This window comes from Treponema bryantii (genome assembly GCF_900113965.1).
In the GTDB taxonomy this organism is placed as follows: Bacteria; Spirochaetota; Spirochaetia; order Treponematales; family Treponemataceae; genus Treponema_D; species Treponema_D bryantii_A.
Map to the genome: position 1 here is coordinate 14,282 of NZ_FORI01000012.1, position 24,981 is coordinate 39,262.

At 41.4% G+C, this 24,981-nt stretch carries 17 protein-coding genes; all 17 read right to left on the bottom strand.

Going from position 1 to position 24,981, the window contains the following annotated elements:
- Positions 1 to 65: 65 nt before the first annotated feature.
- The 17 genes from uxaC to BM161_RS13150 all read right to left on the bottom strand — a co-directional run bounded on the left by uxaC (position 66) and on the right by BM161_RS13150 (position 24,967).
- The gene (uxaC, locus tag BM161_RS13070) at positions 66 to 1,553 is read right to left on the bottom strand and encodes a glucuronate isomerase (RefSeq protein ID WP_074933398.1); all 1,488 of its coding nucleotides are present in this window, start codon (positions 1,551 to 1,553) and stop codon (positions 66 to 68) included.
- A gap of 20 nt (positions 1,554 to 1,573) precedes the next feature.
- Entirely contained in the window at positions 1,574 to 2,812 is a 1,239-nt protein-coding gene (locus BM161_RS13075; RefSeq protein WP_074933400.1) for an MFS transporter, read from the bottom strand.
- A gap of 24 nt (positions 2,813 to 2,836) precedes the next feature.
- Positions 2,837 to 3,838 carry a hypothetical protein gene (locus BM161_RS13080; RefSeq protein ID WP_074933401.1) on the bottom strand — a complete coding sequence of 334 codons (1,002 nt, stop codon included), beginning with the start codon at positions 3,836 to 3,838 and terminating at the stop codon, positions 2,837 to 2,839.
- 15 nt (positions 3,839 to 3,853) lie between these two features.
- On the bottom strand, positions 3,854 to 4,336 hold the full coding sequence (locus BM161_RS13085; protein WP_074933402.1) for a GNAT family N-acetyltransferase: 483 nt from the start codon (positions 4,334 to 4,336) through the stop codon (positions 3,854 to 3,856).
- A complete protein-coding gene (locus BM161_RS13090) occupies positions 4,333 to 5,421 on the bottom strand; it encodes an alpha/beta hydrolase family protein (protein WP_074933403.1) in 1,089 nt (362 codons plus the stop codon). The genes BM161_RS13085 and BM161_RS13090 overlap by 4 nt, the downstream gene beginning before the upstream one ends.
- A 68-nt stretch (positions 5,422 to 5,489) precedes the next feature.
- A complete protein-coding gene (locus tag BM161_RS13095) occupies positions 5,490 to 6,464 on the bottom strand; it encodes a hypothetical protein (RefSeq protein WP_074933404.1) in 975 nt (324 codons plus the stop codon).
- A 78-nt stretch (positions 6,465 to 6,542) separates the two neighbouring features.
- Positions 6,543 to 7,214: a hypothetical protein gene (locus BM161_RS13100; RefSeq protein ID WP_074933405.1), complete on the bottom strand. Its 672-nt coding sequence runs from the start codon at positions 7,212 to 7,214 to the stop codon at positions 6,543 to 6,545.
- Between the two features lie 88 nt (positions 7,215 to 7,302).
- Positions 7,303 to 8,877 (bottom strand): mannitol dehydrogenase family protein, encoded by a 1,575-nt coding sequence (locus tag BM161_RS13105; RefSeq protein ID WP_074933407.1) that lies wholly within the window; start codon positions 8,875 to 8,877, stop codon positions 7,303 to 7,305.
- A gap of 51 nt (positions 8,878 to 8,928) precedes the next feature.
- Entirely contained in the window at positions 8,929 to 10,035 is a 1,107-nt protein-coding gene (gene uxuA / locus BM161_RS13110; RefSeq protein WP_074933408.1) for a mannonate dehydratase, read from the bottom strand.
- Positions 10,036 to 10,283: 248 nt separating this feature from the next.
- Entirely contained in the window at positions 10,284 to 11,366 is a 1,083-nt protein-coding gene (locus BM161_RS13115; protein WP_074933410.1) for a hypothetical protein, read from the bottom strand.
- On the bottom strand, positions 11,363 to 11,776 hold the full coding sequence (locus tag BM161_RS13120; RefSeq protein WP_074933411.1) for an ExbD/TolR family protein: 414 nt from the start codon (positions 11,774 to 11,776) through the stop codon (positions 11,363 to 11,365). The genes BM161_RS13115 and BM161_RS13120 overlap by 4 nt, the downstream gene beginning before the upstream one ends.
- A gap of 9 nt (positions 11,777 to 11,785) precedes the next feature.
- On the bottom strand, positions 11,786 to 12,397 hold the full coding sequence (locus BM161_RS13125) for a MotA/TolQ/ExbB proton channel family protein (protein WP_074933414.1): 612 nt from the start codon (positions 12,395 to 12,397) through the stop codon (positions 11,786 to 11,788).
- A gap of 9 nt (positions 12,398 to 12,406) precedes the next feature.
- Positions 12,407 to 14,023 carry a hypothetical protein gene (locus tag BM161_RS13130; RefSeq protein ID WP_074933417.1) on the bottom strand — a complete coding sequence of 539 codons (1,617 nt, stop codon included), beginning with the start codon at positions 14,021 to 14,023 and terminating at the stop codon, positions 12,407 to 12,409.
- 20 nt (positions 14,024 to 14,043) lie between these two features.
- Positions 14,044 to 16,872 (bottom strand): tetratricopeptide repeat protein, encoded by a 2,829-nt coding sequence (locus BM161_RS13135; protein ID WP_074933420.1) that lies wholly within the window; start codon positions 16,870 to 16,872, stop codon positions 14,044 to 14,046.
- Between the two features lie 3 nt (positions 16,873 to 16,875).
- Positions 16,876 to 18,240 (bottom strand): hypothetical protein, encoded by a 1,365-nt coding sequence (locus BM161_RS13140; RefSeq protein WP_074933422.1) that lies wholly within the window; start codon positions 18,238 to 18,240, stop codon positions 16,876 to 16,878.
- A 25-nt stretch (positions 18,241 to 18,265) separates the two neighbouring features.
- Positions 18,266 to 22,768 carry a 2-hydroxyacyl-CoA dehydratase gene (locus BM161_RS13145; RefSeq protein WP_074933425.1) on the bottom strand — a complete coding sequence of 1,501 codons (4,503 nt, stop codon included), beginning with the start codon at positions 22,766 to 22,768 and terminating at the stop codon, positions 18,266 to 18,268.
- A 24-nt stretch (positions 22,769 to 22,792) separates the two neighbouring features.
- Positions 22,793 to 24,967 carry a DUF4954 family protein gene (locus BM161_RS13150; protein WP_074933428.1) on the bottom strand — a complete coding sequence of 725 codons (2,175 nt, stop codon included), beginning with the start codon at positions 24,965 to 24,967 and terminating at the stop codon, positions 22,793 to 22,795.
- Positions 24,968 to 24,981 lie beyond the last annotated feature (14 nt).

Sequence of the window (24,981 nt, forward strand, 5' to 3'; positions counted from 1 at the left end):
GAAGCAATCTATTAAATGGATTGCTTCGCTGCGCTCGCAATGACGACAACTTATTCACAATAACGTTAATTCAGAAAGAATTTAACTGAGTTCTCATAACAAACCGCAGCCACCAGATGGCCGAGGCTCTCTTCATGCCACGGGAACTCGCCGGCTTCTACAAGGCCGCCGATGTAGTTGCAGAGTATACGGCGGAAGTATTCGTGTCTCGGGTATGAGAGGAAACTACGGCTGTCTGTGAGCATGCCCACATATGTGCCAAGCGGTGCTGTACGTGCATAAACTCTAATCTGTTCTTCAATTCCATCTTTATGATCATTGAACCACCAGGCTGGTCCGAACTGACAGTTACGGAAATTAGCCGCCATTGTAGCAAGGGCTTCGTTATCTTTAGGATTGAGATTGTAGAGGATTGTGCGGGCCTGTGGTGCTGCACTGTAAATCGCGTTAAGCACTGCGCCAAGCTGCGGTGCAAAATTAAAGTCATTCAGGCTGTCTTCACCAATATTCTTTCCGGCAGCCTCAAGCATTGCGGCGTTGTTGTCACGAAGAGCACCAATGTGTATCTGCATTACAAAGCCCTTCTGAGCATACAGTTTTCCGAGTTCCACCAGCACCCAGCCCTTATATTTTGCAATTTCGTCGTGGCTGAGTTTTTTTCCAATCCACGCCTTTTCAAAAATGTAGTTTACGTCATCATAGCTGGCCGGCAGGTAGAAATCTCCTTCAAGAGAATGATCACTTACAACCGAACCGTTCTCTTTGAAAAAGTCCATACGGCGGCCGAGCGCTGAAATCATATCAGACACAGACTGGAACTTTGTGCCGTCAACCTTCTGAAGGCGGCTGATATAATCTGCAAAGGCAGGACTGTCCGGCGACAATGGAATGTCTGGGCGGAACGAAGGGCGAACGCGCAGGCCGGCGGCAGTGGTTTCGACCCTTCGACCAGGCTCAGGGACCGCAGGCTCAACCACCGATGCGGCAATTTTCTTATGCCACTCAAGACTATCTAAGGGGTCATCGGTTGTACACAGTTCGCGTACACCGAGTTTAGCAAGTAAACCGCGAGGCGCATACTCACTCTTTGCTAAAAGCGCATTACATTTATCCCAGACCTCGCGTGCATTTGCCTCTGTAACAGGTTCGGTAATTCCAAAGTAGCGGGCAAGCTCAAGATGGCTCCAGTGATATAACGGATTTCCCGGGCAGAGCTGCAAGGTTCGAACAAAGGCGAGATAACGCTCGTAGTCGGCTTTTTCTACGGCAGCGGCGCCGCCACGCTCAGCATCTGATTTTACGGTGCCGTCTTTGCGGATGTGGCCTGTAATAAGAGCTTCATCAACCCCGGCAGCACGCATTGCACGCCACTTATAATGATCGTGGTCGAGCCATGCATTTGCGAGATTTCCGAGAGGCTTATTCTCAAAAATCTCCTGTGGGCTTAAATGATTATGGAAATCGAAAATCGGCTGATTTTCTGCATATTTATGATATAAAATCTGAGCAGGTTCGCTCTGTAAAATAAAATTGTCGTCAAGAAAGTTTTTCATGCATACTAGTATATCACATTCTATATTTTTTGTGTATTATGCGGAAGTTTTTTCATGGCAACAAAGGCAATTATCACACCTACTCCACAAACGATTGTTCCTGTCAAAAGCATTGGATTAATTCCAAGCTGATCAAGAATCACACCGCTGATGAGGTTTGAAAATACACCGCCGATTGTAATTGCACTTGTTATATATGCCTGACCTTTTACCTGATCAAGTTCTTCCATGGTCTCGCTTACATAATAAGCGGCGGCCGGAACGAATACGGCGTAGGCAAAAAGCTGGAACGACTGGCTGAAGTAATAAACGGCAAGGTTTCCGGCCGCCATCAGTACAACCATTTTTACAAAGAAGGCCGCACCCGAGAAAACGAGCATCCATCTTGAAGCAATCTTTTTAAGAACAAAGCCAATTAAAGCCATAACCGGAAGTTCAAGAATTGCCTGAAGAAAGTTCGAATAACCAAGCTCCTTCTCCCCGCCTCCAAGACCTCTGATAATCTGAATCATAAAATCATTTATCATGTTATGGGCAAAGAAAAAGCAGATTGTTCCAACAAGGAAAAGCATAAAAGCCGGGTATGTTCTGGCAAAATCAGAAATCTTATTATGAGCTACGGCAACCTTTTCAGGCTGCGCCCCTTGTGAATTTTGAGAACCCGCGCCGTCATTCTCCCCAGCAGCATCAATTTCCTTCGGCTTCTTAAACGTAAAAACAATCAGCGCAGAAAGAATCATAGAAGCAATGTTTACATAAAGCAGAACATTTACTCCGCTCTTTGCAACAAAGCCGCCCACGAATGCAGAAGTCACGGCAAAGCTTGCAGAACCAAGTCCACGGGCAAGTCCAAAATAAATTGGACAGCCTGCTTTCTGATATTCAAAACAAAGGGCAAGAATTACCGGCTGGTATGAAAACTGAATCAGATAAATCAATGCATAAACAATAAAAATAAACACTTTATTCTGATGGAAGAACAAAAGCGCAACCGAACCTGCAAGAATCATTACAACCGAAAATAAAATAAAACGTCGGTTTGTAAGCGGTCCCGGCTTATCAATTACTCCTGCTATAACTGGCTGAAAAACTGCAGAAATAATATTTGCAAGCGCAAGTAAAATTCCAACCTGTGTATTTGTAAAGCCATTTGCCAGAAGATAAACGGCCGCATAAGCGTGAACCGTACAGAAGGCTGCAAAATAAGTAACATTAATAAGTGAATAACGGAAGGTCCACAAAAATTTATTACGATTCATCAAATCATCCTTTATCAAAAAGCATTAAAACATAAACATTGCCTGAACAGAAGCAAACAGTCCTTTGTACATATCTCCGGCTTCAGTTGAGTTCACGTATTTTTTTCCATCAAAATTATATCCGCCTTTAAGTGTTATAAACGTTGCACTGATTTCTCCATAGGCAGAATAATACTGATATCTAATTTTTGTTTTATCAAGAAGTATTGTTGAAGCAGATTTATTCATAACACCCGCAGCAACATAAACAAGCTCATTTGCCTTAGTATTCTTAAACGGATAATAAACAAGAGCACAGTCAAAAGTAAGATCTCTGATTGAAGAAAAGCCTGCAATTCCACAGCTACCTTTTACATGAACAATTGATTTTGGAAAAAGTGTAAGCTGCAAAGATGGTAGACCAAGTATAGAAATTGTGCTGGAGAAGATTTTGTTATTATAGTTAAAGCTGAACATTGGAATTGCAACTACATAAATCGGGAAATCCTTAATCTTAAATCCAAAATCCCCTACTATAATTCCACCTCCAAGTAAAAAAGAAACATTTTCTTTTTTTACAAACTGTCTGGTATAAAAAAGCGCTCCTGTAACAGACTGAATGCTCGAAAAAGGAATCTCACTTCCAGAAGCAACCATACAGGCAATTGTATTTTTTCCAAATCCTACAGAACCGAGAACGTTTGCATTATGAAGCCTTCGGATATTTTCTGACATAAGTCCTGCAGTAAAATAATCCATTGAATAACCAGCTCCAATTGCAATTGAATCTGGTTGAGAAGAAACTACTCCAGGGTTCTTTATTCTCATATACTGAAGATTCAGTGATGGCGAGAGAATAAAATCCTTCTGTTCCAACTGCAAAGTCTGAAAACTGAATGCTGGAATAATATGATTTTGAAAATCCTTTATTACCGCCGGAGTCTCAGTTGCATTTTCCACTACTGTAGTTTCTTCTTCTGCTTCCTGCGCAGTAACGGTAAAACTCAGACTGCACAAAGAAACAAATAATACAAATATTTTTTTCATAATCGTCGAATACATTTATCTTTCAATTTTTCTGCGATAAACTCTGGTTTTTCCGTTCCAGCGGCTGGTCATTTGCTGCCAGTACGTAAAACCATATTTTTCGTAAAGGCCAGTTTCACCGGTTGAAATATAAACATATTCTGAGTCCGGATACGCTGTAACTGCAAGCTTCATACAGTGTTCAATAATCTGCCCCATCAGGCGGCGGCCACGGTAAGCTGCAACTGTGAACACAAAACCAATCCATGGATGAAGATCAGTATCAATTTCATCAATATCACAGAAGTTTGCAAAAGCCGCAACAGTTGGAACTCCATTTTTAAGCTTTTCATCATCTACAAGAATCCACATTGTGCCATTTCCAAGTGTTGAATGGAAAGTTCCTTCTTTAAGCAGCTTTACCAGAAGAGGAATTGCACTCCAGTCTTTCTGCATATTCTCAAGCTGTTTTAAGATTGCATCTTTATTTTCGTATGCGAAAAAATCAATTATTTTCATTCTGCCACCTCATCATACATTGCAACAATTTGATCAAGTAATTCTTCATTTGGTGTATGACACCAGATCTCACGATCAATATTTTTATTCAGATATTCAGCTTTTTCTTTTATAAAGCGTTCCTGATTTTTCTTGTCTTTATAATCATAATCAAGGCTTGAAAAATACTCATCAAACTTTTCATTAAAATCATTTATATAATCAATTCCTTTTTGTGAACGCAGAATAAATGAATGTCCCTTATCCTCAGAAAGCACAAAAGTAAAACGCGGATTGTCCTTAAACTTTTTGTAGTAAATATTATAACCGTAAGAAGGAGGCACGGTTGTATCATTCTTACTGTGAATTACCATTATTTTTGCGTCTGATGATTTAAAGCCTTTAACACCGCTGGCAAAAGCATACTTTCCATATTTTGCAGCTTCAAAAACAACATAGAACGGAAGGAACAGTTTTACAGCACCGCCTGCAACTTTTTTTCCACCGGCTTCGAACATTCCAACCGAAGTATTAAAGCCTGCAACCTCTGCAACAGCCTTTACCTCAGGATGATAGGCAAGCACACTGCTTACACTGAATCCACCCCAGCTGTGTCCAAAAAGCATAATCGGAAGAACCGGAAAATTACCGCTGTCTTCAATAAATGAAATTGCATGATCAAGGTCGATTACACCCTGCGGCATTCCGCCTACAATTCCATCTTTGCCTAAGCCTTCACTTTCATCATTACCGGTTGCGTCATAAGCAAAAACAAAATATCCGTTCTTTGCAAAATGATTAATACAATCCATGTAAGAATTATGTCCGCCACCACTGAATCCGTGAGCAACAACAACTATTCCTTTTTTTGTGTCGTTTCCGATTTTGTAAAGATAGCCTGTAAGAGTCTGACCTTTATTAGATTTAAACTGATATCTTGTTCTGGAAAGGCCTGTGTAGTCTTCAATATAAAGTTTTTTAGGCTCATAAGTTGTGAATCGTTTACAGAAGTTTGATTTGTAAGCGGCCAGCATTCCAATCCAGAGGCCAGCAAGAATTAAAATAACAAGAATTGCTAAACTGATTTTTAAAATTCGTTTTTTCATAACACCCTCATAGAATATTGTAGTGATTAAACTGCAATTATTCTATGGGGTATGTAATTTTGCTGATATTACATGAATCTGTGTGTCCAGCTCAAAGCAAAGCGCTGGAAGTACCATTCACGGCCTGTCTTTTTAAGATAAAGTGATTCACCGGCTTTTTCGTATTCTGCATTCAAGCTTCTGCGGCTTGAAAAATCAAACAGACAGTACAAATCATCTTTTTCACCAAACTGGAACTGCATTACAGGGCTTACGTTTACTGTAACAAAAGCACCGTCATAGTTTTCATCAAACTTACCGTAGTCTGCTCCATCATAATGACCACCAGCCTTTACCATTATACCAGCAAGATGAAGAGGAATTGGCATCTGATATCCAAGAATTCCCTGTGCCTCGTACTTCAAACCACGAGCCTGATTTGCACCACACTGCCATTCATAAATGCTGTCTGCATCAAGTCCGGCAATTCCAGAATATGTTGTGCTGTAAGAAGCAAGAATTACAACATGGCTCCAGTCTCCAGGAATCAAAGCACCTGTATCAAACTGGAAAGTTGCAGATCCCCATACATCATAATAAGGATGATCAAAAGTAGAGATTGCTTCATACTCGCAGGTTGTTTTATTCAACTCACAAAGACCTTCAATTCCACCGATATTCCAGCCCCAGCCTACTGCACCGCCTACCTTAAAAACAAGGAAAGGAACTGGTGTAAACTGTACGCTTGCTTTTGGCTTAACAGAAATTGGAGTAACTTCAATGCCACCGCCAAGAACTACATTAGCATCTGAAACAAGCCAGTTTTCTCCAAGTGGAGTTGCAATTTTGTAGTCTGCACCAAAAGTAACAGCACCCTCGAGTCCGCTGTAAGCACCTGTGATTGGCGCAAAATGAGAGTCTCCTGTTATGCATTTTGATTCAGGATAGTAAGCTGCATCTGTCTGTAAAAATAATGAAAGTGATGTTTTTTCTTCTGCAAAAAGTGAATGTGAACAGATAAGTGTGATTGCAAGAATCACTGAACTGATAATGTGTTTCTTCATAAAATTACCTCTTATACTACTGATAGTATTACTATCAGTAGTATAAAGCAATTTCAGAAAAAAGCAAATAATTATTGTTTATTTTGAGGCAATTCTCTTATTCAAAGCCCAGAGGCCAAGTGATAAAAGCCATGCGATAAATACGAGAAGTGGAATTACAATCCAGATTGTGTTCAAACCAAATGCAAGGAAGCCGTACCAGTCATATACAGGATCTGGCTTTCCATCCTTAAGATGAAGAAGAACATTTGGTGTATAGAAAGAAGCATAGAGTGCCATTGGAATTACACCGGCAAGGTTGAACTTAAATGGAGTCTTTTCTGCACTTTCAAAAAAGATAAAGCTGATGATGCACAAAAGAGGTGTAAGCAAATGCATAAAAAGATTTGAATTCATAAAGAGAGAAAAATAACCTTTTGATGAAGTTGGTGCCAGATAGAAAACTGTAACGAACATTGTAAAGGCTACTGCATCGGCTGCGGCAAGCTTTAAAAGATAAAGCCAGGTTGGAAGCTTTTCACAATTCTTTCCGGCTGGGCCGCATTTGAAAATAATGTAGATAAGAGCAACAATTGCAGCAAGAAGATTAGACTGGATTGTAAAATATCTGAAGGATTTGAAATTCTTTTCTGAGAGGACTGTGATGTCCTGCATAAACTTAAATCCAATTACCAGACTTATTGTTGCAAAAATTGTAAAAGCAAGAATAAGAACATTTAACACAAGCGCTGCTTTCTGACGTTTGTTCATAAAAACTCCTGAGGGACCGAATAAGGTCGTAAAAATAGACAAAAAAATGGTTGCACGAATGTGCAACCATTTTTATTAATTTGGCCTATTATATCTCTTTAAGAGTTTTTCGAACAGTACCCACGCCAGAATTTAATTTTGCAAATAATTCTTTTACGCTTTCTGCAAGACCTGCTTCAAAAAGGTCTACACCAAAAATCTCTTTACGGTGTAACAACGAATCGATGTCTCCCGGCACATACTTCTTGCACTCTTCCAGAAGAGGATCAGGGCTCAGTTCAAACGGTTTACCATCATCACCAATTCCTGTAAGGTAGCGCAGCCACAAAGCAAATACAAGAGGAATTACCTTAAGGTCTGCAATGTTCAGATCACTGCGACCGAGATAGCCCTTAATTGTTTCGCCAAAGCGGATGCTCAATTTCTGCGAAGTATCACAGGCAATGCGCTGAGGTGTATCAGGCATGAATGGATTTGGAATACGGATATTTACAACCTCATCAATAAAATCGCGAGGCTTAATGATTCCAGGGTCTACTACAACTGGAAGTCCTTCTTCATAACCAAGACGCTTTACAAGACGAAGCAGATCTTCATCCTTCATTTCATCAGCAATCAAAGTGTAACCAAGAAGACAACCGCTTACAGCAAGGAATGTATGAAGAGGGTTCAGACAAGTACAAACCTTCATCTTTTCTACCTTGTCTACAGTAGCACGGTCTGTAAAATACAAACCAGCCTTTTCAAGCTCAGGACGTCCGTTAGGGAAGCTGTCTTCAATAACAAGATACTGACACTCCTCTGCATTTACAAAAGGAGCAACATAAGTTTTCTTAGAAGTGATTACAGGCTCCAGCTGCTCAATGCCGTCATCAGCCAAAATCTTTTCGATCTTAGCATCCGGACGTGGAGTGATTTTATCAATCATAGTCCAAGGGAAGCTTACCTTGCTTGCATTGTTTACATAATCAAGGAAGCCTGGCTTACATACACCACGGTTTTCCCACTCTTTTGCAAACTCGTTTACGGCTGCATATAATTTATCACCATTATGAGAACAGTTATCCATACTCACCATAGCAATTGGAAGTTCTCCGTTTACATAACGCTCGTGAAGCAGAGTCACAACCTTACCAATATATGATTTAGGGAGCACCGGTCCCTGAGCGAAATCTTCTTCAACACCAGGCATCATAACGCCGGCTGCATTACGAAGAAGGTAGCCTTTTTCTGTGATTGTAAAAGTTACCATCTGAAGAGAAGGCGCACGGAAAATCTCACAGAGGCGAGCCCAGTCTGCTTCGTTATCTGAATCAGCAGCAAGAGCTTCCATGATTGAACCAACAACAGTTTTTTCAACCGAGCCGCTGCTCTTCAAAGTTACAAGTGCACCAATGTTGTCATGAGGACGGTACATCTTTTCGATGATTTCGTAATCATAACCTTCAGCAACAACAAGACCACGGTCAAGAACACCATCATTCAAAAGGTTCTGAACAACATTTGCCTGGAACGCACGGAAAATATTTCCCGCACCAAAATGAATCCAGAATGGCTCAGCCTTAGTTGCAGCCTCAACAGCTGCACGGTCAAACTTTGGAAGAGAGTATCCTTTACTCTCCCACTCTGCAGTATTTTTTATTCCGTCTTTAGTAAGTTTCATAATTAATCCTCTGAAAATACGGTGGTTGAGCCTGTCGAAACCACCGGAACTTTATCTATACAGTTTCACACCTGAACGATCAATTGACTTCTCGCAGGCTTCCCAGAGCCCCTGAAGATAGCAGGCACCAAGAGCGCGGTCATACAAACCGTAACCTGGCATTGCCTTCTCGCCCCAGATCATACGACCATGGTCAGGACGGATAATACCATCAAAACCTGTTTCGTACAGAGTCTTAACAATCTTGAACATATCAAAAGAACCAGTACTAGAAAGGTGAGCAGACTCCTGGAAGTCGAGAACAGGATCATCAATAGCAGTGTTAAATTTAAGGTTGCGAACATGTGCAAAGTGAATGCGTCCCTGGGCAGCCTTAATGAATTCGCAAAGGTCATTTTTGCGGTTAGTTCCATATGAACCAGTACAGAAAGTCAAACCGTTGTGAGGATTGTCTACAGCCTTGAGCATGCGGCAAACCTTATCCTGACTAGTGATGATGCGAGGAAGACCAAATACAGGCCATGCAGGATCATCCGGATGAATAGCCATATCAATATTGTATTTATCGCAGACAGGCATAATAGCGTTAAGGAAGTAAACGAGGTTATTGAAAAGTTTTTCCTCATCCACACTCTTATACATTTCAAAAAGCTCTTTTACGCGGGCCATACGCTCAGGTTCCCAGCCAGGAAGAATAAAGCCGTTTGAATCCTTATCAATAGAAGCAAACATTTCTTCCGGTTTTACGCCATCAATAGCCTTAGAGTTGTAAGCAAGAACAGTAGAGCCGTCTTCACAAACGCGTGCAAGCTCAGAACGAGTCCAGTCGAAAACAGGCATAAAGTTGTAGCAAACCATGTGGATATCTTCCTGACCAAGGCGCTCCAAAGTCTTAATGTAGTTTTCGATGTATTTATCGCGGTCACCGCCACCGATTTTAATGTCATCGTGAATATTTACACTTTCAATACCGGCAATCTTAAGACCAGCATCCTGTACTTCTTTTTTGATTTTCTGAATAGCAGCAAGTTCCCACGCATCGCCAGGAACAGAATCGTATAAAGTTGTAATAACGCCGTGCACACCCGGTACCTGGCGAATCTGCTGCAAGGTTACGGAATCAAATCCAGTTCCGTACCAACGTAAAGTCATTTCCATTTATGAACCCTCGAATATCTGAAATATTTATATCCAGTTTTTTATGATTTCAGTATAGCATCAGTCAAACGTTTTATCAACTAAAATACTAGCATACAAGTTTAGATTTTAAAATATAGGTAATTTAACGGACGTTCCCCTCCCTCCGGTCGGGTCGCTACGTCCGCCATTCCGCTTCGCTCCAGCCTCCGCACTCGCTCACTTCATTCGCTCGCTTGCGGTGGCCGCCTTCGGCGTGGCTCCCATCGCTAACGTTTGACAATTGTATAATCGAAAGTTGCAGTTGCTGTATAATCTGCCGGCTCAAAAAGCCAATCAAGTAACTGACCAGTAATTTCCTGCTTTATAATTTCTTTAAATGCAGAAGATGGACTGATAATAACTCCAGAGACATTTCCTTTTTCATTAACTTTGAAAGAAATAGAAACTGTTATAGATGCATCAATAGTAGCTGCCGCCTGAGCAGAAAGATTTATTACAGGACTCGCAGGTTTAATCAAAGCACGAGATCTGCCGTTTGACATTTCAATTTCAACCTTACCGCTACCGCTTGTTTTTGCTTTAGCGTTTGTTTCAGATTGAACACCATTAGCTGCATTTCCTTTGAAAGTTGAATTCTTAATTCCCTGAAGTGCACTTGAAGTTGAAGAAGATGCAGTTTGAGAACTGTTTTTTGAAGAGTTTGATGAACTGGTTACTTTTGAATCACTAGATGAAGCTGCAGTTCCAGCAGAACCAGAAAAAGCAGGTGCATCACTCTGAACAGTTTTCACTGGTGTTGTGGCTGAAGTTTCCTCTTCATCATCATCAAAAGAAGACCAGTCAAACTCTTTTTTAGAAGTCTGCTTTGTCTGCTTAGCGAAAGCTTCCATTGGATCTAATGCATATTCAACTGGCTCTGCAGGCTTTTGTGTTGCTGCAGGTTTTGATGTAGTTGAAGCCTTTGCAGGTTCTTTCTTCGGTTGAGTCTGAGTTTTTGGTTTTGGTGTTTCAACCTTTTTAGGAGCTGGTGTTTCAACAGTTTTCTTTACAGGTTCCGGTTTAGGTGCTGGGGTCTCCACTACTTCGGCAACAGCGACATCGGCAGCGGCAGCGCTGGATGCAGCCTGTTCAGCGGGAGCCGGAGACTCTTCTGCCTTCTGAACAACAGGTGTACTGGAAAGCACAATCTGCACTTCCTTATATTGCTTCTTAGGCTGAGGCTTAATCACAAAAGAGAAAATCATAAAAAGCAGCCAGAACAGAACGGTGCCGGCGAGCGCAAAAAACTCGCTGGTATTTTTGCTTGAACTGTCCGGACCTAAAACAGGCTTTCCTCTATAATTAATCATTTTTCTGCCGTTGTCCTCAGATTTATAACACAATAACCGCTTTCGCGAATTACATCAAAAATCTTTACAATAGTTCCGTTGGTAACTTCAGAGTCTGCTTCAAGAGAAACAGGGAACTCTTCTTTCTTTGTTGTACCAGTATCAAAAGTCAAAAGTTCTTCACCAAGACCAGTCATAGAAACTTCTTTATCATTAAAATACAAAGCACCATTACTGTCTGCAGTAATAGTAATTCCCATAAGGCTTGTAGATTCTGCAGTATGACTCTGAGGAAGATTCAGCTTAATTCCAGGCAAGGTTGCAAAAGTTGTAGAAACAAGGAAGAAAAGAATCAGCTGAAATACAATATCAATCATAGGAGTCATATCAACGTTAGAACGGATACGCTCCCTTTTAGTTTTCAGTTTCATAAGATGCTCCTAACGAACACGTCCTGTTAATCTCAATAATACAGATGTAACTCTAGCTTCCATCTCTACTACTCTACGGTTTACGCGGGAAACAAAATAGTTATGAAAAATTACAGATGGGATTGAAACACAAAGACCTGCAACAGTTGTTACAAGAGCTTCGGCAATTGCACCGGCAAGCAGTGATGGATCACCCATTGAACCACCATTACCAAGAACGCCGAATGCCTTAATGTTACCAGTTACTGTTCCAAGAAGTCCAAGCAAAGTTGCAATGTTTGCAATTGTTCCAAGTGGAGTCAAAAGATGCTCAAGAGAAGGAATTACAAAATCCATCTCTGCTTCTACAGCTTCGCGCAAATCATGTTCTTCATAGCGGCGGCAATCCATAGCTTTTTTTACTACCTGAGCCAATGGTGTGTCTGCCTGAGCACATGCAACAGCACAAGCCTCAAAGTTTCCGGCAGCAAGAGAGCCATCAAGATCACTCATAAGTTTCTGATCTCTCTTATTGATATTGAAAAAATAAATACATCGTTCAATAATGATAAAAGTTGCGATGATTCCACAAATGATAATTGGGAACATCAAAGGTCCGCCTGATTTTAATGTCTGAAACATAGTTTCCCCCTAGAAAAAGAATTTTAATAGTACAGCAGCAGAACCGCCTCTTGCTTCATATTTACCGGCATAAGCGCGGGTTTCACCCTGATACAATTTAATCAAATCATTAACACTCAAAATTGCTCTTACAGAAGGTGTAATTCTTACAAAGCCTTCTGTATTAACAACTGGAGCTTCCATATCTTCATTGATAGGAAGAAGACAATTAATATCAACTCCCCACTTTGAATCTTCATTCTGAATATTTACATCAAGTTTTACTGTCTGAATATTTTCGCCAAAATAAACATCAAGCCAGTTTGAATGCCAGCTTCCGCTTATAGTAAAGATTCCCTGATGATATGCAAGGCTTAAGTCTGTAGCGAGAACCTGGAAATCTTTAATCTCATAGCCGTAGATTGCAAAAAGCTCATTATAAACCGGACACCATCTTCCGTTATCATAAGCTGTCTGGCGGTATTCAACACCCATACTTCCTGTAAAAGAAGTTTTGATTGGAATACTCAAGTTGAATTTTCCATACCATTCTGAAACTTCTGTAGGATTCCAGTTCAGGTTAGTAAACTTATTTTTCTCTTCAAGCCCATAAGCTTTTGGCTTGTAAGAATCAATACCACCTTCTGCAGAAATTGAAACACGGCGGTTAGCAAAATAAACAGGGAATGAAGAATCAACTCCAACAGTAAAAGGAACAATTACAGATTTCTCCATAAAGTTGTTTCCAATTACAGCAGCTGCATTTCCGTAAAGTTTTACGTAATCATTTTTCCATGAAAGATCAATTGTGAACTGAACTCTGTTACTTTTTGGGAAAACAATATTATCAGAAAATTCAGTATCATAGTCGTAGTCAGTTGTAAAGCCGGTATCAAAGCCATAACCAGCCCAGCGGAACTGAACAGAAGGCTGCATAGAAGAAAACCACACAGTATCAATCTGAGGGCAGGCAATTTCTGAATAGCGGTTATAGAAATCTACAACAGCTGCAGCTCCCATGCTAAAGCCGTTATCAAAAGTATAAATAATATTTCCCTTAGCATCGTAAAAATCGCGGTTCAAAAGACCAATCATTGAATCATTATAAATCAGATTTCCCTGAAGTCCGTCTGAGGCAGATTTGTAAAAACCAGAAGCACCCCATTCAAGATGATTTTTCTTATACTGCTTTTCTACGCTCAGCTTTGTCGTTCTATCGCTGTAACCGTCTGTTACAGAATGCTTTGCATAACCAAGAGCAGATTCATGTTCAAAGCTGAACTTAAAAGGACTAGCTCCAATTGCTCGTGCAACAGAAATGTTTCCTGTAAAAAATGCAGGATATCCGCCTCCAATAAGACCTTCGGCATAAACTGATTTTTCTACAGGCTTTGTAACACCCGATGCAATGTCTGTACTTTCCGAAGTTTCAACTTCCGGAAGCACAGGCTCTACTCCACCGCTACCGCTCGGTAGTTTAAGAACATCACTAAAATCAGGAAGAGTATCTTCTCCAGCCTTTTCTGTTTCTCCAGAAATTACAGTTGTTACTTCCGGAAGCTCAATATTCTGAGCCCACAGTCCTGTTCCAGAAACTGCAAGAACTGAAAGCAAGAATAATACAGATTTTTTATTAATAGGTTTCATAAAAACTCCAATAATCAATTCTAATTTCTGGCATCGCCAGTTACACGGTCTACACGTTCAGCCTGAATACTCTGAGGATAAAGCTCCTTGAGCAAAGCTGCAGTTTCGCGTGCATCACCAGTAAGACCTTCTGCAGCAAATGCTTCTGCTGCACCGTAAAGTGACGAAGCAGCACCTGTGCTGTCCTTTACACTTCTATAATACTCAGCTGCCTTAAGATACATCTGCGCAGCCTTTTTATTATCTCCGTTTTTGCGGCTGTACTCCGCAATAAACTCCGCGTTAAAAGCAGCCGCCCCTCTCTCTTCACTCGTAGTCTGGCGGGCAAACAATTTTGCCGCCAGCTCATAAGCCTCTTTCTGAGTAGACAAACTTTCCGCATACAAGCGCACCAGCTCGGTGCCCGCATTACGTCCCGCTACAGTTGAAGCCTCACCGAGCCTTGAATACTCGCTTTCTTTCTCTGCAACGCGGCGGTCTGTTCCGCTCACAATTTTCTCGAGTTCCTTAGCACGCTTACCAATTTCATCATCAGCCGCCTGCTGAGCAAAATCGCGAAGCATAACTCTCGCAATTCCCAGAGCCTGTGAATATTCTTCCTGGCGGTAATAAGCTTCCAGCAGATTTTTATTCGCGCCGTAAGCATAAACGCTTGCCGGCCACTTCTGAAGCAAAGTCTTATTAAGCATTACGCAGCGGTCGTTTTCTCCAAGGCGGAGCGCGCAGTCTCCACAATAGAACATGGCAGCGTCACTAAAACGGCCCGAAGTATATTTGTAGATGTAAGTATTAAAGTAAGAGAACGCCTTAGAATAATCAGCATGAGAATAATAAAGCTCACCGGAACGGTACATAGCTTCTTCAGCGTATGATGAACGAGGAAGACCTTCATAAATACGGCGGTATAATTCATCAGCCTTAAAAACATTACCGCGGCGCTCATAAATCTTAGCAGTCATAAAAATAGTCTGAGCTGCAAAATCATCACGACCGGTGGTATAAGGTGCAAGCAGTTCAATAGCCGCATCATAGTTTTCGTAATCAGTAAGAATTTCTGCACTTAAAATAACTGCTTTTTGTTTCTGTTCACCTTCGTGTGAATAACGAACAAGGTTTGCAGCCTGAGCAGAGGCGTTCTTAAAGTCACCACTCTGAAGTGCAGACTTTACCGCATACTCATAACCGCGAAGAACATAATCTCCGTTGCCCTGCACTTCCATACAATAGCGGACAAATGAAGAGTAAGCGTTTTTGAATTCTGCAAGGTTGTATTCGGCATAGCCCTTGTAGTACAGAGAAAGGTGATAAAAATCTTTACGGCTTGAGTTCAAACGGATATACGAAGCAAAGCTTTCTGCAGCCTGCTTCCATGCTTTCTGATTTATAAAGCAAAGTCCGCGAACATAATCCTTAGCAGGCTCGCCAGCTCCAGACGCAGCCGCAATTTTTTCTGCATCAGCGTAGCGGCCGCAATGGAACAGAGCAAGCGCATAATCAAGATTAGCTTTTCCAAGCTTTGCGTACTCAAGGCAAGCCGGCTCATAGCGGCCCATCTTACACAAAGCCGAAGCATAAAGCTCGCCACAAGAAGAATCTACCTTATCAAACTGTTCCTTCTTATAATAGTAAGAAGAAACTGCAAATACAGCATTTTTATCCGGAGCTTTAATCTTTGAATAAACTACAGGAACTTCATCCCATTTTTCATTTTGAATTTTACACTGAAGCAAAGTTGAATAATAAGAATCTGCAAAACTTTCTGCTTCAGTTTTTTTAGCAAGACTCTCTAAACCAGAAAGTTCTTTTTCCGCCTCAACAGGCTTTCCTTTTTCAAGAAGAACCTTTGCCTGGTAAAGCTGTTTTACAAAACGAATATCTGTATTTTCAAAATCTTCCGAAATCTCTACATTCGAAAGATAAGTTTCTGACTTTTCATAATTCTTTACATTAAACTCATCAATTGCAAGACGCAGCCAGAACTCATTCAGCAATTCCGGAGTATCACTAAAGGCTTCCTGAGTTTTTGTAAGCACTTCGCCAGAATCTGCAATTCCATTTTCCGACGAAATAACATAAGCCTTTTTCAAAGCCGCAACTGCAAGAGACTTTTCTCCGCTTTCGAGCACGCGGGTATAAGCTTCATACGCTTCCTGATTTTTCTTCAAAGCAGCGCAGGCATCTCCGTAATAAAAACACAGAGTCATATAGACCGGGCGTTCAAAATCATTTTCAGAAAGCTTGTTAAAAAGTATTACTGTTTTAGAAGCAGCACCTGTTTTGTTATAACAGATAAAAAGCTTCTGCAAAGACTCCCCGTAATCTGAAGTTTCATAAGACTTTCCGTTTGAAGCTACATATTCAAAAAGAGGAATTGCTTCCTTCCATTTTTCAAGTTCATAAAAAGCACGGCCAGAATACAAAACGCTCGAAGCATAAAATTCATCATCATTATTTGTCTGAGAAAGACTGCAGGCAAGATGGAATTTTTCCAGAGCTGCTGAATATTTTTTCTGAGCATAAAAAGTACGGCCAAGTAAATAATTACAGCGGATAATTTCTGGGGAGCCGGAATGCATATGAGAAACTGCCGACTCAAGAGCCTGAGCCGCCTCATCATAACTTTCCATATAAATAAGAGCTTCGCCCTTATAAGCCAGGGCCGAATGAATAAAAGAAGACTCCGGGAAGTTTTTCTGTAAAAGTTCTGCAGAAGAAACAACCCCAGGATAAAATCCGTTTTTAAATGATTGTTTTACATCATTATAAAGCTGAACATCGGAATCTGCCTGCTGTGCAAAACAGATTACCGGCAGCAAAAGTAAACTTATTATTAAAAATATCTTTTTCATACATCACTGCGGAAAGAACTGCTCCGAGGATTTTACTCGCGTCAGATAAACAAAATCATCAGCATAGTAATAACAGAAATTTTCGAGAGTCATTTCCCTTCCGTTCATAAATACGGTACAGGCAAAGCCACCGTCATCCTGGAAATAAGGAAAGAATGCTGCACATTCATTAAAGGCCATAATTTCCGGAGTAATGGTTCTATCCGTACCTCTTATTGCTCCAAAATACAAAGTTCCCGGTTCAGTTGCAGCAAGCACATAAAGCAAAGAATTCAAAACCTTAACAGTGTGGCCAGAATTCTCCACAAAAGTCACTGTATTTGCAACGCCCTTATCTGTAATAGAAGAGGCAAAAGGATTTATTGTAACATCCACACCCGACTGATTAAACAGATAAGTTTTTCCGGAGTAAACAGAAACCACTGCCGAAGCAAGATTTCTTACCCAGTTCAACGAGAAGAAAAGGTCATACTTTTGAGAAAGAACGCCCTGTCTTCCATTGTCCTTTACGGAAACGGTTTCTTTTATCAGCGGATCTCTCATAAGAACTCCGCCAGACATTGGCTCAACGAGACCATCCGCTATCCATTTAACAAATCCAGCGGAAGAAAGCAACAGTTTTTCTTCAGATTTATCTGATTTTTTTTCAATTTCGAACTTTTTTCCTGTAGAAATGTGCACAAGCTCACGATTTTCGTCATACATGGCATCTTCTACATAAGAAATTGAAGGAAGTTTTTCATGAATTACTGCGCACATCTGCTTCATGCTGTGATAAACCTGAGGATCTACCAGCACATAATTCCATGGCAGTTTTGTTTCTGTGATTGTCATTACATCTTCAAAAGATGCTGAATAGAATTTTTCAAAAGCCATTCCTGTAGGAACTCCGCGGGCTGCGTAATTTCCAAAAATTACAAGGTCTGCAAGAGCAATTTTTCCCTGAGGAGTAAACTGAATATATACTTCGCTATTTTTTACAAAATAATAGCGGATGCGAAGAGGCTTTCCTGTTCTCTTGTCGCGGATAAGCACCCAGCTTCCGGCAACGTCTCCAGGATAAAGTTCCTGTTCCTCTGTCCACATTCCCTTATCTGAAAATACATTTACTTTGATAAGGGCACGGGGAGATACAAAAACATTAAAGGTTGATTCGCTTTCTTCCAGACGAATCTGAAATTTTTCACCATTGTTGTTCGCGCGAATCTCCGGTGGATTTGCACGAACTTCGCTGAGGGGAGCGGTAAACCACTTCTCTTCGAGTCCTTTGCGGATTTCTGAAGAGTCTGGTATTCCGAGCCTGTTATAGGCTGCAAAAACCTGAAGTGAAATACATACTGCCAGAATAAGGCAACATAGTTTTTTCAATTTTTCCTCCCCCTAACCTGCACGGTTAAGCCTTCATTGCTTCTCCGGCAGGGTCAGTATCTGTAGCGCCCGCAGCAAGTCGAATCTCTGCCTGAACAAGAGAGCCGTCTGCCATACGGATCATATTATTATCAACCTCATCCGGATGATTTCCAACCGGCGCATTAGAAAGCAGAAGCTTAAGTCTGTTCAACTGGTTAACTTCAGAGCTGCCCGGGTCATAGTCAATTGCACTGATATTTGCTTCTGGGAAGCGGCGGCGAAGTTCCTTAATCATTCCCTTACCAGTTACGTGGTTAGGAAGACAAGCGAACGGCTGAACGCAGGCAATACTTGGAGCGCCTTCGTGAATCAGCTCTACCATTTCTGCAGTAAGGAACCAGCCCTCACCGGTAATATTTCCAATCTGAACAATATCATCAACACCCTTCATCAAATCATAAATTGAAGATGGTGCTTCAAAGCGTCGGCTCTTGCGCAGGTATTTTTTCATTTTGTTGCGGTAAAGCTCAAGTCCCCAAACAAGAAGGCGTGCATTGCGTTCTGTCTTCTTAGGGAAGGCAAGCTGTTCGTGACGGAAAATACCTGTACTGAATGAATAGAAGAAGAAGTCTGCAAGGTCTGGCATTACACACTCTGCGCCTTCTCTTTCAATTGTTTCAACAATCTGATTGTTTGCAGTTGGATGGAACTTTACAAGAATCTCTCCAACTACACCAACGCGTGGCTTTTTAATTGGCTTAAGAGGAAGATTATCAAAGTCGCGGATAATATCCTTCAAAAGCTTGTGATATTTATGAGAAGAAACTCTGTTTGTAAACAATGCTTCTGCACGTGCATTCCACTTTTCGTACATCTGATTAGCACTGCCAGGAACAGCCTCGTAAGGACGTGTACGGTAAAGAACGCGCATAAGAACGTCTCCAACCATAATCGCCTTAACAAGATTATCCAGCAGAGGGAATGTAATCTTAAAGCCCGGGTTCTTTTCAAAGCCCTGAGCACTCAGCGAGAGTACCGGAATCTGGCTCCAGCCCGCGTCATTAAGCGCACGGCGAATAAAGCCAATGTAGTTTGTCGCGCGGCAGCCACCACCGGTCTGGGTGATAATAAGAGCCGTTCTGTCCAGATCATATTTTCCGCTTTCCAGGGCAGAAATCATCTGACCTGCAACAAGCAGAGAAGGATAACATGCATCGTTATTTACATATTTAAGTCCAGCTTCTACAGCCTTAGGATCAACAGCATCAAGAACAACAAAATTGTAGCCGCAGGCACCAAAAGCCTTCTGCAAAATGCGGAAGTGGATTGGAGACATCTGAGGGCCAATAATTGTGTACTTCTTGCGCATCTCCTCAGTAAATACAACACGGTTATATGCAGAAGATTTAATTACCGGCTTAGTTTTATTGCGGCGGCGTTCTTTTACGGCAGCAATAAGCGAGCGGATACGGATACGAACTGCACCAAGGTTACTTCCTTCATCAATTTTGATAAGAGTGTACATGCGGCTCTTAGCGCGAAGGATTTCATCTACCTGGTCAGCAGTTACGGCATCAAGACCACAACCAAAGCTTGTTAACTGAACAAGCTCGAGTGATGGCATTTCCGAAACGAACTGAGCAGCACGGTAAAGTCTGTTATGATAAACCCACTGGTCAATAATGCGCAGAGGGCGTTCAATTTTTCCAAGGTGTGCAACAGAGTCTTCTGTAAGAACAGCAAGGCCAAGTCCGTTAATCATTTCTGGAATACCATGGTTGATTTCCGGATCAAGGTGATAAGGACGACCGGCAAGTACAATACCGCTTCCGCCCTTTGTAATGATTTCTTCAAGTGCCTCTTCACCCTTCTGACGAACTTCCTCGCGGAATCTTTCCTGCTCTTCCCATGCCTTATCAACAGCTGCATAAATTGCATCGCGTGAAAGTTTTGGGAACTTAGGAAGAAGTTCTTCACAAAGACGTTCTGCAAGACGAGGCTTATCATAAATTGGAAGGAACGGATCCATATATGTAATAGAAGGATCCTGTCGAAGTTCATCAACATTATTGCGCAAAACTTCCGGATAACTTGTTACGATAGGACAGTTATAGTGGTTACCAGCACCGGCATCTTCCTGATGCTCGTAAGGAGCACAAGGATAGAAAATAAACTTAATGCCACGCTGTAAAAGAGAAACAACATGACCATGGCTGATTTTTCCAGGGTAACAAACTGATTCAGAAGGAATTGTCTCAAGACCTTTTTCGTAAACTGTACGGCTTGAACGCTGGCTCAAAATTACACGGAAACCAAGCTCGTTGAAGAAGGTAAACCACAGAGGATAGTTCTCATACATATTAAGAACACGTGGAATACCAACATCACCCATTGGAGCATCTTCAGGCTTGCGTGGAGCATAGTTGAAGAGTCTCTTATATTTCCATTCAAAAAGATTTGGAAGTGGACCTGCATCGTCATCATCAAGTCCTGTATTCTTTTTGTTACTTGCGTCAATTACTGTACCTTCAATTTCAGCACCCTTTTCACAGCGGTTACCGGTAATGAAGGTTCGTTTTTCGTCTCCTGTAGAGAAGGTATTAATAGTAAGAAGACAGTTGTTCTGACACTTACCACAACGGCGAAGTTCAAGGTCTACATGGAAGTTATTAAGCTGTTCAAGAGTTGCAATGCCAGAGCGAACATCATGAACAGTTCCTTCCGGCTCACCAGGTTTTGGAGCCATAAGATCCTGCCACTGGTCGTAAGCAATAAGGGCAGAACCGTAAGCGCCCATAAGACCTGCAACGTCCGGGCGGTAAACCTGAACGCCTGCAATTTTTTCAAAGGCACGGAGAATGGCATCGTTAAAGAAAGTACCACCCTGTACGACTACCTTTTCACCAATATCAGAAGCCTTGCGGAGTTTAATTACCTTGAACAAAGCATTTTTGATTACAGAATAAGAAAGACCTGCAGCGATATCTGCTACCGAAGCTCCTTCCTTCTGAGCCTGCTTAACGCGTGAGTTCATGAATACAGTACAGCGGCTTCCGAGGTCTACAGGTTTCTGCGCCATCAAAGCAATCTTACCGAACTCTTTTACGTCCATGCCCATTGTGTTGGCAAAGTTATCAAGGAAGGAACCACAACCAGAAGAGCATGCTTCGTTCAGCTGAATACTTACGATAGCGCCGTCCTTCATGCGAAGACACTTCATATCCTGTCCACCAATATCGAGAAGGAACTCAACGCCAGGAACAAAGAAGTTAGCAGCACGGAAGTGTGTGATAGTTTCAACTTCACCAGAGTCTACACCGAGAGCTGCCTGAAAAAGTGCTTCACCGTAACCAGTTGAAACGGCACGTGCAATATATACATCTTCTGGAAGTTTTGCGTAAAGGTCTTTAAGAACCTGTACGGCAAGTTCAACAGGATTACCCTGATTGTGTGCATAGAAGTCCCAGATAATACGACCGTCTTTATCAATAAGACAAGCCTTTGTTGTTGTAGAACCAGAGTCCAGACCAAGGAAAACCGGGCCGTGAGTTTTTGTAAGGTCACCGCGCTTAGCTTTCTGCTCTGAGTGGCGTACCTGGAACTCATCAAGCTCTGCCTGATTTTTGAAAAGTGGTTCAAGACGCTGAACTTCACTAAGCTCTGCGCCAACAAGATTCTTAAGACTTTCGCGGAACTCAGAAATTGTAGGGAATCTGAAAGTTCCGTCTCCAAAAGTTCTTTCTGCACCGAACGCACAACCAGAAGCTACAAAAAGCTGGCTGTCTTCAGGTACAATAATTTCATCATCTTTAAGTTTAAGTGTTTCAACAAAGCGAGCACGAAGCTGATCAAGGAAGTGCAATGGCCCACCAAGGAATGCTACGTGACCGCGGATAGGCTTACCGCACGCAAGACCGGAAATTGTCTGCGAAACTACAGCCTGGAAAATAGAAGCCGCAATATCTTCACGGCGGGCACCTTCGTTAATCAAAGGCTGAATATCAGTTTTAGCAAATACACCACAACGGGCAGCAATAGGATAAATCTGCTGCATGCCTTTAGCAAGTTCGTTCAAGCCAGAAGCATCAGTTTCCAAAAGAGCTGCCATCTGATCAATAAAGGCACCAGTACCACCGGCACAAGTACCGTTCATACGCTGCTCTACACCACCGCGGAAATAAGTAATCTTGGCATCTTCACCACCAAGCTCAATTACAACATCTGTCTGAGGAATCAGTTTTTTTACAGAAGTAGTAGCGGCAATAACTTCCTGAATAAAAGGAATGTTCAGCCACTGTGAAACTGAAAGACCGCCCGAACCTGTTACTTTTGCAGTGATTGTACGAGACTCACCGCCTTCAACATTTGCAACAAGAAAATCAAGGGCTTTATTTACAACTGTAATAATTGTACTACGTATATCAGCACGGTGACGCTGATAGTCACCGTAAATCAGTTTATCATCATCATCAAGAACTGCAACCTTAACAGTTGTAGAACCTACGTCAATACCGAGACGAATCGGCAGCAATGTTTTTTCGCTCATATTATTAATATTAATAGTTATCCCCTACTTAGTCAAACCGACAAAGATTTCCTTAATCTTAGTTGTAAACTCTGCTGTATCTGCCCGAAGTTTACGCAGGAATGAGTTATCCTCAAGCGGTCCAATTACAACATCCATTTCTTTTTCACTGCGATAAACCATATTGCGATAGTAATCTGTATAATCTTTTTCTCGCGATTTCAAAGATGCATTGTAAATATCATAAGCCACAAGAGAAACATCATCTGTAATATTGCGGTACAAATCTACAGAGAAGTCTTCAATTGGTCGTGAATAAAGCTGCTCAAGAAGATAAAGCGCATAACGTACCTTGTACTGCTCATAAGAACATTCGCAAAGTTTATAGAACTGATGTACTGCATCCCAGTTATTAACCGCGCCGCTCTTAATTGAAGCAAAAAGTTCCTGAATCTTTTCTGAAGGAATAATCTGGCCGCCAACATTTTCCCATTCGGTATAAAGCGGAAGCTTACGGATTCTTTCAACCAGATCCAGAGTCAGCATTTCATGATTCAAATCCTGACAGAAACTCATAAGTGTACGGGTTGCAAAATACTTTACAACCTTGCGGTAAGTTTTATAGGCCTGAACCGGCTTAAAAATTACTGCGCCATATTTTTTCTGACAGATTGAATCTTCAAGTGTAAAATCTGCTTCCGGATTCTGATGAAGGAAATCTTTTGCAGCCTGATACTGTTCTTCTGGAGTTGTTTTTCCTTCCATATATTCATTATCTGTAGACTTAAGATAACCGGCGGTAAGCCCGATTATTCGATCAAGAGAAGACATGATTTCCTGCATTGTATCAGGAGCAAGCGGATCAGTTTCTATATACTGAACCTTTTTCTTACGCTTATCCCGCTTTTTAAATTTATCATTATTTCTTGTGATGGCAAACATATCATACATAAACCACCATGCAGGAATAATGCTGATTTTAGGAGAACCGTTACTTCCCGGAGCAACCAGTGCAAACGGATACGGAATATCAAGCTCATACTGATAGCTTCCCTTAGAAATAAGAACGAAAGAAGCAAAACGGGAATTGTGTTTAAAGTCACTGCAAAGTCCAGGCCAGAAACCGCGCTTTGCAAAAATCTCTCCATCCGGACTACGGCTGTTATGGTTACTACCAATTGTAGCACCGGAAGCAATATTACTCTGTCCCATTACTGTTGTAGCAATAAGGAATGAAGAGTTATGATGCTGTTCATGGAACGGATAAATCAGGTTATTTAAGATTTCACAGCAGGAAACGGTTGAGTTATCGCCGAGCACAGAGTTTAATACTCGTGCACCATACTTAACCTGACAGTTTCGGCCAATCACAAAGCGAACTGCAATCGCCTGATAGAATACTTTACTACCATAGCCAAGAATACCGTTTACCATTTCAACGCCTTCACCAATCTGAGAAGTTTCCTCTTCAGATGAAAGCACTGTAATATTCTTAAGCTTAAACGCACCTTTAATATATGCCGCTTCGCCAATCTTTGCATCTTTGATGATACTTACATTTTTTATAACAGCATCATTTCCGACAATACCATATGTATTCAGTTCATTTGATGTTCCAAATTCGGTGAGTTCAACAAAGCGCTTAAGAAGCTCTTCATCATCTCTGTAGTGAGACCACAGATAAGCGTCTCCAGGAATCATTGACTCAAAAGGCAAAATCTTACGGCCTTCATTTTCGTTTGCAACACCAATCCAGATTCTGTGCTCTTCCGGTTCGCCCTTCTTCAAAATACCGTTACCAAATTTTGCATGGCAGGTACAGCACATTTCGTTGATATTAAAGAGAATAACTCTATCGCCAATTCTGTAATTATCAAGATAGAAAACATTACGGATAGCGCAGAGATCTCCGGTAACAACATTGCTCAACTTTGAACGACGGATACCGCAGCCAAGACGAAGGTCATTATATTTAAGAATTTGATTCTGAATTTTTCCAAGAACAATAAAACCGGAAAAGAATGAAAGATGAATAAGAGTCGGATCAAATCCATTTTCCGAGTCATCTACATAAAAATTATTCCAGGTTGGATCTTCATTATGATTCAGATTTTTTTCAAGTACTTCAATTTCTGCAGCTGTAAGATGTCTTTTACCCTTCAACAGCTCTGCAGGTACGACTTCTGAAGAATAATCAGAAGGTGATTCTATTTTTACCATAAATAACAGTTTAC

Bases quoted from the DNA above. Each gene is read 5' to 3' on its own strand.
- BM161_RS13100 (WP_074933405.1), bottom strand. From the start codon at position 7,214: ATGAACAAACGTCAGAAAGCAGCGCTTGTGTTAAATGTTCTTATTCTT.
- BM161_RS13130 (WP_074933417.1), bottom strand. From the start codon at position 14,023: ATGAAACCTATTAATAAAAAATCTGTATTATTCTTGCTTTCAGTTCTT.
- BM161_RS13090 (WP_074933403.1), bottom strand. From the start codon at position 5,421: ATGAAAAAACGAATTTTAAAAATCAGTTTAGCAATTCTTGTTATTTTA.
- BM161_RS13150 (WP_074933428.1), bottom strand. From the start codon at position 24,967: ATGGTAAAAATAGAATCACCTTCTGATTATTCTTCAGAAGTCGTACCT.
- uxaC (WP_074933398.1), bottom strand. From the start codon at position 1,553: ATGAAAAACTTTCTTGACGACAATTTTATTTTACAGAGCGAACCTGCT.
- BM161_RS13105 (WP_074933407.1), bottom strand. From the start codon at position 8,877: ATGAAACTTACTAAAGACGGAATAAAAAATACTGCAGAGTGGGAGAGT.
- BM161_RS13135 (WP_074933420.1), bottom strand. From the start codon at position 16,872: ATGAAAAAGATATTTTTAATAATAAGTTTACTTTTGCTGCCGGTAATC.
- BM161_RS13120 (WP_074933411.1), bottom strand. From the start codon at position 11,776: ATGAAACTGAAAACTAAAAGGGAGCGTATCCGTTCTAACGTTGATATG.
- BM161_RS13085 (WP_074933402.1), bottom strand. From the start codon at position 4,336: ATGAAAATAATTGATTTTTTCGCATACGAAAATAAAGATGCAATCTTA.
- BM161_RS13080 (WP_074933401.1), bottom strand. From the start codon at position 3,838: ATGAAAAAAATATTTGTATTATTTGTTTCTTTGTGCAGTCTGAGTTTT.
- BM161_RS13115 (WP_074933410.1), bottom strand. From the start codon at position 11,366: ATGATTAATTATAGAGGAAAGCCTGTTTTAGGTCCGGACAGTTCAAGC.
- BM161_RS13145 (WP_074933425.1), bottom strand. From the start codon at position 22,768: ATGAGCGAAAAAACATTGCTGCCGATTCGTCTCGGTATTGACGTAGGT.
- BM161_RS13125 (WP_074933414.1), bottom strand. From the start codon at position 12,397: ATGTTTCAGACATTAAAATCAGGCGGACCTTTGATGTTCCCAATTATC.
- uxuA (WP_074933408.1), bottom strand. From the start codon at position 10,035: ATGGAAATGACTTTACGTTGGTACGGAACTGGATTTGATTCCGTAACC.
- BM161_RS13095 (WP_074933404.1), bottom strand. From the start codon at position 6,464: ATGAAGAAACACATTATCAGTTCAGTGATTCTTGCAATCACACTTATC.
- BM161_RS13075 (WP_074933400.1), bottom strand. From the start codon at position 2,812: ATGAATCGTAATAAATTTTTGTGGACCTTCCGTTATTCACTTATTAAT.